At 40.6% G+C, this 13,403-nt stretch carries 12 protein-coding genes; all 12 read right to left on the bottom strand.

The genetic code is table 11. From position 1 onward, the window contains the following. Nucleotides 1-3: 3 nt before the first annotated feature. The 12 genes from IPZ59_RS13300 to IPZ59_RS13245 are packed head-to-tail and all read right to left on the bottom strand — an operon-like array spanning nucleotide 4 to nucleotide 13,396. Nucleotides 4-2,652, bottom strand: a complete 2,649-nt coding sequence (locus tag IPZ59_RS13300) for a YegP family protein (protein WP_236136539.1) — start codon at nucleotides 2,650-2,652, stop codon at nucleotides 4-6. Nucleotides 2,653-2,658: 6 nt separating this feature from the next. Then, nucleotides 2,659-5,784 carry a baseplate J/gp47 family protein gene (locus tag IPZ59_RS13295; protein WP_236136538.1) on the bottom strand — a complete coding sequence of 1,042 codons (3,126 nt, stop codon included), beginning with the start codon at nucleotides 5,782-5,784 and terminating at the stop codon, nucleotides 2,659-2,661. 26 nt (nucleotides 5,785-5,810) lie between these two features. Further along, nucleotides 5,811-6,221 (bottom strand): GPW/gp25 family protein, encoded by a 411-nt coding sequence (locus IPZ59_RS13290; RefSeq protein WP_236136537.1) that lies wholly within the window; start codon nucleotides 6,219-6,221, stop codon nucleotides 5,811-5,813. A 2-nt stretch (nucleotides 6,222-6,223) separates the two neighbouring features. After that, on the bottom strand, nucleotides 6,224-6,514 hold the full coding sequence (locus IPZ59_RS13285) for a PAAR domain-containing protein (protein WP_236136536.1): 291 nt from the start codon (nucleotides 6,512-6,514) through the stop codon (nucleotides 6,224-6,226). Nucleotides 6,515-6,518: 4 nt separating this feature from the next. Further along, on the bottom strand, nucleotides 6,519-8,258 hold the full coding sequence (gene vgrG / locus IPZ59_RS13280) for a type VI secretion system tip protein VgrG (protein ID WP_236136535.1): 1,740 nt from the start codon (nucleotides 8,256-8,258) through the stop codon (nucleotides 6,519-6,521). Next, nucleotides 8,255-8,947 carry a CIS tube protein gene (locus IPZ59_RS13275; protein WP_236136534.1) on the bottom strand — a complete coding sequence of 231 codons (693 nt, stop codon included), beginning with the start codon at nucleotides 8,945-8,947 and terminating at the stop codon, nucleotides 8,255-8,257. Before IPZ59_RS13275 ends, vgrG begins: the two co-directional genes overlap by 4 nt. Beyond that, nucleotides 8,947-9,099, bottom strand: a complete 153-nt coding sequence (locus IPZ59_RS13270; RefSeq protein ID WP_236136533.1) for a DUF5908 family protein — start codon at nucleotides 9,097-9,099, stop codon at nucleotides 8,947-8,949. Before IPZ59_RS13270 ends, IPZ59_RS13275 begins: the two co-directional genes overlap by 1 nt. A gap of 3 nt (nucleotides 9,100-9,102) precedes the next feature. Continuing rightward, the gene (locus IPZ59_RS13265) at nucleotides 9,103-9,546 is read right to left on the bottom strand and encodes a phage tail protein (protein WP_236136532.1); all 444 of its coding nucleotides are present in this window, start codon (nucleotides 9,544-9,546) and stop codon (nucleotides 9,103-9,105) included. 3 nt (nucleotides 9,547-9,549) lie between these two features. Beyond that, nucleotides 9,550-9,978 carry a phage tail protein gene (locus IPZ59_RS13260; RefSeq protein ID WP_236136531.1) on the bottom strand — a complete coding sequence of 143 codons (429 nt, stop codon included), beginning with the start codon at nucleotides 9,976-9,978 and terminating at the stop codon, nucleotides 9,550-9,552. A gap of 29 nt (nucleotides 9,979-10,007) precedes the next feature. Continuing rightward, a complete protein-coding gene (locus tag IPZ59_RS13255) occupies nucleotides 10,008-11,981 on the bottom strand; it encodes a phage tail sheath family protein (protein WP_236136530.1) in 1,974 nt (657 codons plus the stop codon). 12 nt (nucleotides 11,982-11,993) lie between these two features. Then, nucleotides 11,994-12,824, bottom strand: a complete 831-nt coding sequence (locus tag IPZ59_RS13250) for a hypothetical protein (RefSeq protein ID WP_236136529.1) — start codon at nucleotides 12,822-12,824, stop codon at nucleotides 11,994-11,996. Continuing rightward, nucleotides 12,821-13,396, bottom strand: coding sequence for a DUF4255 domain-containing protein (locus tag IPZ59_RS13245; protein WP_236136528.1), 576 nt, complete (start codon nucleotides 13,394-13,396; stop codon nucleotides 12,821-12,823). Before IPZ59_RS13245 ends, IPZ59_RS13250 begins: the two co-directional genes overlap by 4 nt. Nucleotides 13,397-13,403 lie beyond the last annotated feature (7 nt).

The raw sequence follows: 13,403 nt of genomic DNA, 5'->3' as shown, positions 1-13,403 counted from the left end.
AATTCATAAATTTGTTCTACCAAGAATGATTTTTCCCTCAGTACCCTCACTAGCACAATCGTGCAAATGACCGGAAGGATAAATATTCTTGAGCTGTTGGATAGATTGGATGAATGCTGGGATAGAAGTTTGTCTCCCCGCTGCTTTGTCGATCAGGAACATCCTGAGATTTTCTTCAAATTGAAGTAAATCGTTTTTACTATCATCAATAGAGTTTTTGCGGTAACCTACCCAGCAAATTTTTGCAAGGATATGAGCCGGTATCTCCCGACGAATCAGGTCTTCTGCAAATGCCCTAAAATTCATATCAGAAAATCGTTGGGTATAACCAGGTAGTACTACACTTAGCCGAAAAGAATAGGGATCTGCCGAACAAGCTGAATTACAATCTTCTTTACAAATTGGAAAATAAAACGTTGGATTGGACTGATGTTGCTTTCCAGGAAGCAGTAAAAGATGTTCCACTACATGAATTCCTTCATCGGTGAATTGGTCCATCAGAAAATCGATTAAATCAAAAATAGCAGCTTTTACTTCTTCAATAGTGTCAAATAAGCGGAATTGACGTGCAATGATACGTTTGGGGTCTTGGAGAGAGCGGATAGAAGGGTTGATGATATTGAAGGAAAACTGTCCTTCTTCAGATTTCACAATCTCAATTACATGTACCGATTTTCTTCTTCTGAAGTTAGTATTGCGGATATTTTGGATAGCCTTTCGATCTGAATTGATCGCCTTGAATATGCTTTGATACATTTCCTGCTCGGCGGCTTCTACTGTTGTATAATTTTCGGTTGCAGTTAATACAATTTGACTGTGGGTATCCCGTATTCTCCAGCGATATTCTGTCGCATTGGCAAGGTATATTTCAACAAACTTGGTGCTGATGGATTCTCTTTTATAGGACTTTTCATCTGAAAGCTTGATTCCCAAAAGAGCCGCAATCCTATTCTCTAAGCCAGACACATTGTATGTGTTCCAAAGCATGGATTCTGTTTGTTTGTAATAGTTAAAAGCAGATCCACGCTTTCTACTGATGCTATCATAATTTCGAATGAAAGCATGCATATTTTTGTATACAATCTCATCAGATATATCTCCATAGAGATTCTTCATTAGAAAAGCATAGTTACCGAAATTCTCAGCAAACCGAGCAATCAGATGGTTTTTGACTTGAGTAATCCTCCGATCGCTGTCATCCAAATTATTGAATAAATCTTTCTTTGAATAGTCTTCAAAATCTTTTAGGAGTTCTTCGACTCCTTTCATATCCTTTATCGCCTGCGAAAAATAACTCCCATGAAGAGTCCCATTCATCGATAATTGATCTTTGACCATAGCTAAGTGCTTAAAGTAACTTGCCAAGATCTGATCAAAAAACAGCAGGTATCCCTTTAACTGTTTGGCTTGCGCCAATCGTGCAGGGGATTCTTGATCCGATAATCCAACCTCTCCTATACCGTAGTTTTCTGGAAAGTTATGGCTGATGCTACGGTATACTCCTATGGGATTACGAGAACCTGAGGGAAAGTCTAACGTTTTATCCTTGGATTTTCCAAGCAGGTTTACCTGTTCCTGTTGCGTCAATCGCTCTCGGTATGCGGCTACTTTTGCCTTGGCTACTGTCAGCGGTAGGCCTTCTTTGGTAAGTGTAAATACACTTTTCTCCTCGCACAAAGAGGGTTTATGATGCGGTTTAATGCATAGGTTCCATGCGTCCGATGCTTCTGAAGTACCGGTACAATAGGAAATACTCATATCCTCTATCACCTGTACACCCTCAATCGATTGGATTAAGTTTATCAAATCACTCAATCGAACTTCCGATCTCAACTGCTTTTGGTGAAGCTCCTCATCTTTGATAAAACCATGTTCAAGTAGAGGCCCCTCAAAAATTTTATCCGAAGTCATGCCAGTATCCAAAAGCTCTTTCAAGGAATAAAATTGCACCTTTGGTGAAAAATAGGCTTCGATAATTAGTACTATTTGCGCATAGATCTGATGTTCATCTGCTTGAGGAGCAAGCTCGATGGAGGCACAGACCTTGATTTTTTCTTTTTTAATAAATTGTACCGATGCGATGTCTTCACACAGGTTACGGTTGGCATGAAATCGTTGAAGTACTGCTTCTACCAATTGACTTTGTTGTTGTACTTCGTCAGCTAAGTCAAGCCAAAGGGTGTATAGTCCTTTAATAGGTGTTTGCTTTCCTAAGGGATGGGGAAGATTTTGGATAATTTTTGAGTCTAAACTGACTAGTCCATCCCGGCAATTAATATAGAGTGTCGGCTGATGTTTGAGGAGAAAACAGTTATGAATTTGCACTGGATCTACATCGATAAGAAGTTTTCTGTAATCCAATGCTGTAAGTGCTTGATTGGGGAGAATTTCATGTGCTTCAAAAAACTGTTGCTTTCCTGCCGACCCATGCAACAAATCCTCTACTGGCATACTTATCCGTAAACCTAAATCAGTGATTGCATAACAAAGAAGTTCCAAAATCGTGATTCCGGGATCGTGCGTATTGTAATCGGTCCATAGTTTACTCCCCAAGGATTCAATATATTCGATTCCTTTCTTTCTCAGGAATTCAAAATCAAGGTCATCCTTGCTTTGTATAGATTTCGCTATTTTGGTCTGGGAAAGCGCCATAGTCTATTATTTAGCACATATTTTATCAAGCTCAGTTACCCTATGTTCCGACCCACTGACTATGACGGTCAAAGGTGAGCTTGGAAGAATCCTTTTACCTTGCTTGTGTATACCTATCCTCCAAGATAGGTCACCAATAAAATCTATATACTCCAGATTTTCAACAAAATAAACCAACTGACTTCGATGAATTTCCCTATTAAAATTAACGGAAGCATTCAAGTCAAAAGCCCAAGGGGAAAGAAAATTAATCAAATCCTTTTTAAGCTGCCCCTCATAGAAATTCCAATCAAAGCCCGACTTTAATCGCACGGACAACTCAATATCCACTTGCTCATAGTGTGGGTTTTTGACGTGCACTTCAATGGACGGACTTATAAATTGCTCTATAAACTGCTTGATTTCCAAAAGCTTTCCCTCAGATACTTTTGGGTAGTTAAGAAATGAAAAATCTAAAGGTCTATGCTTGGGTACTACCACAAGCGTCACGTGACCGGGTGCATGAAAACAATCTCCAAAGGTGTGATTAAGACATTTTGATAAGAGGATTTCTGGAAACTCCTCCAAAACCAAATGTTCATAATCCCATAAAGTGATCGCTCTATTTTTATGACGAAGTCGCTCAGATATTCTTCTGTATAAATTTAAGTCTGATTCTAGAGGCTTTCCCCCAAGGCTTGCGTAAGGTTGAGTAATGGATTTAATGGGAGCCGTTCTTTTTTCAAGCTTTGATATAGTCTGAGAAGGCAATTGAGCGGGTAAATGAGTTGCTTTCCAAGGGTCATTTGCATGCAATTTAACTGCCTGCGCATGGATATTGAAGCTACGGCAAACTGAATCACTTGCTGCTTGTATGTGAAGCCTGAGCCAAGTCAAGCCCAATGGAAAGGCAGTGTTGGATTGATGTAAGACTCTTGGCAACTGCAATCTGACTATTCCAGAAGAAAGCAGGTTATTGGTCTCGTCCATTAAGATGGCCTCAGGTGACAAGGACTCCCAATCAGATGATCCCAAAATAGACCACTGAACAGGTACTCCATTGACAGACAAAGGGTTTTCTGTTCCTTCATCCAGTTGAAAAAGTAGGGAAAGCGTATCATTTGGTTTTGCTTCTGACAATCCGAGGTAGAGGTTTCCTCCTTGCTGATAAGCAGAGCTAATCAGCGTTTGACCATTCTTTTCTCCCAAACCAAACGGATGAATGTAAAAAAGCTTATTGGTAGCAGTTTGCTTTGTAATCTGCGTATTTGCTTTGTAAGAAAGTTTTAAATCTGCAGCTAAAGGTGTATAGGGTTCATTTGGTAATATCTTATTTGCCACTTCCGAAGTCAAAATCATCGCCAATATTTTGGGATATAGTTCATGCAAAAAAGACTGTTGGAGATTCACCCGAATGGTCGCAGAAGGTCTATTTTCAATAGCTTCATTATAATTTAAATTAAATTCAAATCCTGATTCAAGAGTTGGTTTGAGAAAAAGTGCATGAGTATCGCCCTGCCCTCCTGCAGTCAGCGTTTGACCATGTTGCAGAACTTGTAGGGTATAATTGAAATGTTGATTGGAACCAACAATCGAATTTTGGTTTTCCTTTGTTGCCGGTTTTTCATACGGTATATTTTCCACACCTTTGAGTCCTGTTTTTTCGAGCCTATCGATGAGCAACGATTTTTCTCCAGTAAAAGGAATGGATTTGTACTTCTTTTGTTCTTGTAAGTACATGGTATGCAAGGAAGTCACAAAAAACATAGAGGATATATTCTTCTTTGCTTCCTCAACATAAGCGCTGTAATGTTCCCTAAAATCGGCAGGGGTATTTTTCCAAGCGAACGAAAGATTGACTTTTGTGCACTTTTTGCTAAATGCTTCGGGATAACCAAAACTAAAACTTGAACCTGCAAAGGGTCTGGTAGAAAACGGGTAAAATGGTTTGGTAGGATTGAGAATAGACTGATCATTTTCCAAATGAATATTCCGAACGTCTTGAACATCCACATTTACTTCTATAGCATCCAATGGAATGGTTGAGAAATCATTGAATACCTTGTAGGATGTTTCATTCGCTACTAAAAATTCAAATTTCATAGCAGGCAGCCCACTCAGTTGATGCCAAACTGGATCTTTGGTTTCTAATGGAACTAAAGAAGGAAACGTGTTATCCAATTCAAAAGAAAGGATTAATTGCTGGGGATTGTTGATAACAATTTCCTGATCATTCATCTCATACAGTATCCATTCATCGGCAGTAGAAAAGAAAACTTGAACTGTATTCAGAAAATCTTCCTCAGAGATTGTAAGCTGGTTTTGAAAATTAAATATGAGTTTAATATGGCGGGTGCCTTCTCTAAGCAACAATGTCTGCGATGCAATGACGAAGCCCAATAAAGGCTGATGCAAAGCTTCCTCCTCTTGTACTAAATGGTTCCCAAAAGTAGCCCAACTCTCCTGCTTTTGTAACGCTACATGCTCGCCCATCAAGGGGTCTTTTATGATAGCTTGTGTAAGTATCTCCCCTGGTTTGTCATGAAAAAGTGTACGAATTCCTTCTACTTGAATGGTATTGATGACCATTTCACCACTGTTTTTATACAAAAGGTTTTCACCTGCTTGATTTTTACCAGCTAAAAAGGTGGTTCCTGACTCCAATCGGAGATTGGCAGCATTTTTAGCCAGCTCCAATACCACATAAACAGAATCTGAAGTTGGGGCTTGCTTATCAAATTTCAAAACTTCCCGATAATAGAAATCCAAGTGTTTTTTGGTTAACGTATTGAGGTGAGAACGACTGAATTCCAAAAGCTTCAGAAATGCAATAAACAGTGTTAAGTGAGGCGTAAGATCTCCCTGAATTTGAGCGCTCATAAGCGCTTTTTGGATAGTGCTTTTCATGGATTCTAGTTCAAAAGCATTTGCTTGATCTATATCCATGGGTGTATCCAATACTTGTTGAAAAAAAATAGACCAATCACCATCCTGCTGATTGGATGCATTGAAAAAATTAATCTCCTTGGCTAGCTTACAGGCAAACAGAACCCAGTCCTCTACACCTAGCTCCATCAGCTGAAGTTGGGAAGGATCGAGATTCTTGTGATAACGGCCTTTCTGAGTAGAACCGTTCCTTTTATGAATCCTCATGCTATCGTTTGTCTGTCCAGCCATACCTAGATTTCTATGCCCTCGTCTTTATAGAATGGAAATACTTTGTTTTTTCGAGCGTTGGTAGCCCTGACTAAGTAGGCTATGTGGATATTCACTCTACCATCAATCAATTGATCTTCGAAAATTTGAATTTTCAGCACATCTATTCTTGGTTCGTAATATAGGATAGCTGTTTTGATCAAATCTGTGATGTAGGTAATCAGCGTTCTGTCCAGTGGATTAAACAGTAATTCTTCTAAGTTGCAGCCAAAATTCGGATGCATGATGCGCTCTCCTTGTTTGGTGGAAAGCAATAGTTCCAAACTACTTTCTATATCCACCTCTCCTTCAAGCATTTGCACATTACGAAATTGCTTACTGAAAGCAGGAGGAAAGGACCAACCCTTACCTAAAAATGGTTTTTTAGACTCCATATCTAGCCAATTAAAACTGTAAATTCTCCTGAAACTACCGAACCTCCATGGGCCGTACTATCTCCTACTCTTGCAGCAGGCATCCCGCCAATCAAAACTGTACTTGACCCAGCAATAATGGTATCAGGTGGGCCGGTACAAGTCGCCATATCGCCTACCCGGGCTGCAGGCATTCCTCCGATTAGAACGGTCCCTTCCCCTGGGGGAAGAATTGGCCCTCCTACATGTGGCACGGAACCTGTCACCATTGGACATACGTGCATATCGTTGATTCTTGCTGCTGGCATTCCCATCGTTCTAATTTATTTGTACAATACTTCCTTGGACTACTGTAGCAGCACTGCTGCTGATTTCTGCACCGCCAGCCCCCAAGAGTTTTGCTTGAGCACTTGCATCCACAGTGATATTCATACCTTCCAATACTAGATCTCCCGAAGCTTTCAATTTCAAATCCTTGTCTGTCGTCAGTTGTATGCCTTCACTATTCATTGTGAGTTGATTACCGTGTTCATCCTGAAGCATCAGTTGATTTTCATCCTCATCCAAGATGATCTGCTTTCCCTTTGGTGTTTCTATCCGAATGGTCTTGGTAGCATCATTAAAAAGGATCTTTAAATTCTCCCGAGTGAAAATTCCTTTTTCATGATTACTATCATCCGCCTCGATAGGTGCAGGTTTGCTAGCACTGTGCATGCTGCCAAGTACAATGGGCTGATTGGGATCTTCGTTCAAAAAACCAACGACCACCTCATCTCCGATTTCAGGTCTAAAAAAAATCCCCCGTTCTTTCCCAGCGTCCAAGGAGGCTATCCTGCACCACAAACCCTCATCTGCGGATGTGATAATCGGTATTTTTACCAAAATTTTCTCATCTCCATCATCACTTTGTAGCTGACTTACCACACCAATATGAAGTCCTTTAATAGCTGGGAGCAACCCAGAAGCAGCAGAGGCATGAATGGGATATGATTCAGAAAACCATTCAGGATTTAATCCAAACTGTACATCCACTGTCCAATTACCTTCATGAATCTGATGAAACACACCTGATACCCATGCTTTTCCAGAGAATCGGTCGCCTACTCCTTCCAATTCAATACAGGTATTCGGTAAAACAGATCCAATTCCTTGAAATTTTACACGTCCTCTGACTTTTGCCAGCTCCTGAAATAGCATCGTTCCTTGGCTCCAAGCTTGAAGGAGTTCATCTGAAATATTGGCACCATTTTTCAACTCATACTTCTCCAAACCAATAACTGCTGCAAGGCTTTCATTTCTGAAATTTCCATGGAGTGAAATATTTTCCAATGTTTTTTCCCATTCCACAAGCTCTTGAAGTTCTTCGTCCCAGGTTTGGGCTGTTACCTTTTGATATTGATCACGTGCATCCATTTGGGCATCAAAATCCAGTATAGTGCTTCCCAAAGTAACTTTTTGCAAAGATTCCTGATTTGTTTCAGGTTTGGAAACTTTCACTATTCCATCCGAAACAAAGCATAGAAAGCCGCAGGATTGAGCCCGAGAGACCATAAAATCCCAATCAGTGGCATGATAGTGTACAAGCTTTTTATGAATTCCTGGGGAAGACTCTACTTCATGCTCCAAAGCATAATTAGATAAAATTGACTCTATGGCTTCTGAATCTCGCATGTCATGGAACGTATTACTTTTTCGTCCCACAGTCATTTTTACAGCCTTATCCTTGCATTCTACAATCAGCATGGAGGAGGAAGCTTTTACCTTGATCTGATGTTTAATGATGATTCCTTTGAATATACGACTCTCATCACTATGGTAGCCTGCAAAAATTTCAAGCATATTCCCTGGCATTAGATCAGGTAAATTACTGACATGGAAATCTCTTGCCGCCACATCTCCATCCGAAAATATAAGCTTGGCCATAGGAATTCTATTCACTTCTTTATGCACCGTCACATGCAGCAACTGAAAGGTATTGGATAACTCAACACCGTCAATACGAATGGTGGTGGTTACCAAATCCGGGTTTCTGCCAGTATTGATTGCTTCTGAATTCATAGGTTGGTTTTATCTAAAGGCGGAAAGTAGATTTGGGTACCCACTTGGAGATTTCTGAAATCATAAATTTTATTGGCTTTAGCTACTTCTAAATAATACTTAGAATCTCCGTAGATCCTACTGCTCATCAAGGGCAGTGTATCGCCTTGCTTCACCTCCCGGAAATGTGTAAGATCCGGGGATTGATTATTTTCGATGGCAACTCGCAAGTTATCTTCGACAAACCCAATGACCTTCAAACTTGCTACGGCTCTCAGAGGAGTTCCATCCGGCCGAAAAAGCTTGAATGCAATATCTAGACTTGTCAACACTCCTTTAAAAAGCAGGGAGCCCCATGCAATCTTCAGGTAATTGGGTCTATGCTGATCACCCTGATAATCATAGGTTACCCGCTTAAACTGCTCGATATCATCGATGATACCATCAGGACCTGCGGGACTATCTTGGATAGCTCCCGTTCGGTCAAAGAGAAACTCAAATGTCAACTCTTGAGGCAGGATTTTATTAAACTTCGGAGCTACACTACTCGTACCAGGTGCCTGATCTTCATTTTGAACAGTCGTGTAAGAGAAGGTGTAACTATCAGGGTTCAGTAAAGCTGTATAGGTGCCATTAGGTACCTCATTCTTAAATTCTTCATCCGAAAATGCCTTGATAAATAATTTTTTAAGGGCTCCTGAGTTTTTCATTATCGTTCTTTCTTGCGTTCAATAGTTTCCATAACTGCTTCCACTACTTCCTGCACTATATCTTTTCCCGTTGCAGATGATTGTCTCGGCGCTTGTTCGCGCTCGGGAGTGACATTTACTTTGATATGCAGCTCTCTGATTTCTATGGGCATTACTTATAATTTAATGATTTTGAAATAATTATAGCTAAGCTCAAGCGTTTCCATCATGACCTTGCTCTCAAGAGAATTGAATTCGGCTACTTCCCATTTCACAGGAATCGCATGTACTACTGACCAGCTAAGGAGAGGTTCATGTTTTTCATTAAGTAACTTGACTGTCAAATCAACTGGTGAAAACTCAAAATCTTCCAAGGCTCTCTGACACCATTGGATAAGTTTAGAATCCACCACTATACCTCTTCGCAGGATGAGGTTGCTATACTTACTTTTGATTGGTAAGGTGTGTTTAAACCTATTCTCTCCCCCTTCGGAGATTTCTTCCAGCTCCAATTCCGACGTCAACCCAGCAATTGATTGAAATTCGACATCCAACTGCTGTTCAGAAATACCTGAGAATTCGACTTTAAAATGAAATGCAACAGGGGGATAATAAGTCATGGGTTATTGATTAAGGATAGTCAAACCTTCGTGTACCAACTCCATACTTTCAATGGCCACCTCATTTCCATCTGCTTTTAAATCAGTGGACTGTATTTTGGTAGGCCAGGCATTTTTTACCTGCCATACCACCACGGGCTCATGTTCTTCGTTGAGCAAGGAAATAGTGAGGTCCCTTCGTTCCACCTTATTCATGGATATGGTTTTGTACCATTCGAAGTACTCATTGTCAGAAGCAAATGTGCCTCGCTTCAACGTGATTGCGGCTTCTTTTTTGAGACCAGGCATTTTTATTTTCCCATACTCAGGACTTGCCCCATGCCTGTATTCGATAACTTCAGTTTCGAGGTCCAAACCAGATACCTCTGTAAAACCTATTTTTGCTCCACCCCACTCTACTGCGAAGTGAAACTTGGATAAGGGATAGCTCATATTTGTAATTGTTAGATGTGGTCAATTGATTAAGATTCTTGCATTTTGTGAGAAAAGTTCAAGATGATGAACTCAGCAGGTCTGACGACTGCCATACCGATTTCTACAATCATATATCCATTTAGTATATCCTGTGCTGTCATCGTTTGTCCAAGCCCAATTCTGACATAGAATGCATCGTCTGGTTTGGCTCCAGCCAAGGCTCCTGCCCTCCATTGTAGAACCAGGAAATTTTCTATCATCGCTCGCACTTTCACCCAAGTATTGGCATCGTTAGGCTCGAAGACAAATTGTTCAGTTGCTTTCTTAATTGACTCTTCTGCCATGTTAAAGAATCTCCTAACAGATATGTATCGCCATTCGTTATCGTTTCCAGCCAGAGTTCGCGCACCCCATACCATAATACCTTTACCTGCAAATGGTCGTAAAGCATTGATGGATTTGCCAGTGTCAGGATGGATATTCAAGTTATCCTGTATCTGTCGGTCAATCAGGGTAGTGACATCGACTACTTGATTTAAGGAGATATTGGCAGGAGCTTTCCACACACCTCGTGAATTATCCACCAATGCATACACTCCTGCAATGCTCGAACTTGGAGGAAGGGTCAGGTATTCTTTTCTGATCGCTTGAAAAATATTTTTGAGGGCTGGAATGACATCTTTGGCCACTTCTTGAGTGCTTTTGATCAAATCTTCCGTGCTCTCTAAAATAAAATCTAGAGAAGATCGCAGCACTGGCCAAAACCCAGCCACAGCCCGTATATGCGGAGAAATGCGTTCTGAATTATTGGTACCTTCACCAAAATAAACGGTCGAGGATGAGCTTCCTGTCGTCAAATCCAAACCTGATGCAGATACAATGGCAAAGGCGGAAGAAAGGGAGCTGGAATCCGCCATCATTTTTCTGATTTCTTCTACAACCTCAAAAATAGCTCCAGAGGATTCCGATCCTGCCAACTTACCCTGAAGAGTCTCAAAAAGAAAACCTGCATCATCTCGATGACGAATAGTGATATTGGTCAATGAACCCACATCGATGACATCCCTTACAGTATCAATGACCTGCACATAAAATGTCAGCAGCTGAATGAGGGAGTCTCTGTTTCTGTTTAAGCGCAGATTAGCAATCAAGCGTTCTACTCGTGCCTCAATGGAAGTAAATGAAAGGGTTTTGATGCTGTTGAAAGCCGATTGTATTTCTTGAAAGTCATCCACCAAATTATCCAAACTATCTGCTAGGCTTTTGACTCTCGCATCATCAACCAAGTCTGCCAGTGTTATGGTTGACCCACCGGAAGAAATACGTCCTTTGAGGTTTTTATATGAAATATCCCGTGGAAGATTAGCTTTTAACCAAGGAGTATATGCAGCACCGTATTTGAGGAAACTCATCCCAATTCCATCCCGAAAGTCATCCACGATTTCAGCGTAATCCTTGTCTGAATTTTCCTTCAAATCAAATACACAAAAACGATCTTGCAAGTCATTGCATTGTCTCAACATGGCTGTATGAAGGGTATTCATATCCGCTTGGGACATAATAGAAGCGTCAGGAGACAGGAGAATGGTGGGTTCATCCTGCTTGCGGATAGCATCCAAACCTTTCAGCAATCCTGGACCAATTCCATCTCCATTTTGTACAGTATCTCCATATTTCCCTACCGATACAATGTAGCAAGGTCCACCACCATTGGCATAAAACATTCTTATGGCTTCATAGAGGTAATAGCGCTCGGACACGTCTACTCCCAAGACCTCATTGTTTGGGCCTAGATTGATAGAAGTGATAGTCACATCGGGAGCACCGCCAAACAGGGTTACAAAGTCCAAAACCGATGTAATCCGGGTAGGCTTATTCAACAAATCATCGTTATTGATCTCTTTGGCTTTTTGGGTGTAGCCGATAAAAGCCGGGATGGCGGTTTCTACCTGTGCAACTGAGGGAGGGAATTTGGAGACCTCCCGCACATAGACACCCGGGGTTTTGTATGTACTTGCCATAATTTGAATGTTTTAGATGGTTAGAAATATTTGTGAAATAGCGTTTGAGTTTTCCAGTAGTATGCTTGGAGATGAAGGGTTTGGAAACTGTATATCAAAAGATTCCACATCATCGATGTAATCATCGGTCATGTGAATAAATCCATTTTTCGTCATGGGCAAGGGTTGCGAAGTCGTCAACACCTCACCTGATTGAAATATGTACCTCCAAAAGGTTTGCCTATTAGGAAACCGAATGGTCCAACTAAGCGGAAGACGATAGGTCCCATCTCCTGCCAATATGCCCTCATAGCTTGGATCATAAGGATCTACTGCTATGGAAAGTAATCCAATACAACTTGTAGGAAGAATCATCTCCCCGATAAAATTTCTAGCCAATTGTTCTTTGGAGATTAAAAAATTTGATTCAAGTATCCCTTCATTCACTGCTGGTAAAGATGGGATATGATCAAATGGAGGATGATTAGCCAATAACAGCATCCGACTAGTATTTAAGTCTAAGGCTGTGTACTGAAGAAAATCAGGATCCTTGACCACTAAGAAAAATTGAAGTACATCTTGCGAACTCAAGGAGATCAATGGTGTACGATCATTGTACAATTGCCCAATCAATGTCCAACGGTCCCTGCTGCTTCTAAATAGTAAACGATGATTGGCCAATAGTTCAGAGGTAGCCTTGCTAGGTACTAATGACAGAAAATGATTCCAGTGATAATTACTGAGCCGCTGTGCCTGAATTTCCGCTTCTACCTCTTCAAAGCGGGACAATCCTCTATCCAAAAAATAATCATGTAAAATAGTGATCTCAATGAGTGGTCGATATGTCAAAGCAGTCGCCATCATCCTTGAGTTTTGAGTTGAACACTTGTAATTTGACCTACCTGCGATTGAGGTTTTCGCAATTCGATATCAATTACACTAACTTTATATATAGCGGAAAGTACCTGCTTGCCACCTAGAGTACCCCAAATCTGATTTAATTCATCAAATGATGGGCTAAACAATTCTACAGAAAATCTAAAATCCGCCAAGTTTCTTAACATTTCACTTTCCCTATTGAAAAAAGTGTTTTTATCTGTGAATACCTTTTTAGCTTGAAAATACTCGAGGATAAAGGATAAGTTTTTGAGCGCATTATCGTAGTCCGAGAAATTACTGCAAAAAATCACATACAGATTCAAGGGAATTTTTTTATTAAGCCGTTGAACTTGATTGTCTTGCTGAATCTGATTTGGAAGATTTTTAAGCGTAGCCTCCTGCATCACATGCACCAATGATATAATTACTTTATCCATTTGGCCATCTTCCTCTAATTTACCTACATGGTTGAGTTCAACGATTCCCGTCTGCTCAGTCAGTTCAACAAAAGCATTTGCTAGATCCGAAGCGATGATATGTAAGGTTTCGTAGATCATAAGTTTT

Origin of the sequence: Mongoliitalea daihaiensis (assembly GCF_021596945.1) — a bacterium.
GTDB classification, from domain to species: Bacteria; Bacteroidota; Bacteroidia; order Cytophagales; family Cyclobacteriaceae; genus Mongoliitalea; species Mongoliitalea daihaiensis.
The sequence above is the reverse complement of the archived record's forward strand: the minus strand, read 5'-3'. Positions and strand labels throughout refer to the sequence as shown.

Coding starts and splice junctions, on each gene's coding strand:
- IPZ59_RS13300 (WP_236136539.1), bottom strand. CDS start 2,652: ATGGCGCTTTCCCAGACCAAAATAGCGAAATCTATACAAAGCAAGGAT.
- IPZ59_RS13295 (WP_236136538.1), bottom strand. CDS start 5,784: ATGAGGATTCATAAAAGGAACGGTTCTACTCAGAAAGGCCGTTATCAC.
- IPZ59_RS13290 (WP_236136537.1), bottom strand. CDS start 6,221: ATGGAGTCTAAAAAACCATTTTTAGGTAAGGGTTGGTCCTTTCCTCCT.
- IPZ59_RS13285 (WP_236136536.1), bottom strand. CDS start 6,514: ATGGGAATGCCAGCAGCAAGAATCAACGATATGCACGTATGTCCAATG.
- vgrG (WP_236136535.1), bottom strand. CDS start 8,258: ATGAATTCAGAAGCAATCAATACTGGCAGAAACCCGGATTTGGTAACC.
- IPZ59_RS13275 (WP_236136534.1), bottom strand. CDS start 8,947: ATGAAAAACTCAGGAGCCCTTAAAAAATTATTTATCAAGGCATTTTCG.
- IPZ59_RS13270 (WP_236136533.1), bottom strand. CDS start 9,099: ATGCCCATAGAAATCAGAGAGCTGCATATCAAAGTAAATGTCACTCCC.
- IPZ59_RS13265 (WP_236136532.1), bottom strand. CDS start 9,546: ATGACTTATTATCCCCCTGTTGCATTTCATTTTAAAGTCGAATTCTCA.
- IPZ59_RS13260 (WP_236136531.1), bottom strand. CDS start 9,978: ATGAGCTATCCCTTATCCAAGTTTCACTTCGCAGTAGAGTGGGGTGGA.
- IPZ59_RS13255 (WP_236136530.1), bottom strand. CDS start 11,981: ATGGCAAGTACATACAAAACCCCGGGTGTCTATGTGCGGGAGGTCTCC.
- IPZ59_RS13250 (WP_236136529.1), bottom strand. CDS start 12,824: ATGATGGCGACTGCTTTGACATATCGACCACTCATTGAGATCACTATT.
- IPZ59_RS13245 (WP_236136528.1), bottom strand. CDS start 13,396: ATGATCTACGAAACCTTACATATCATCGCTTCGGATCTAGCAAATGCT.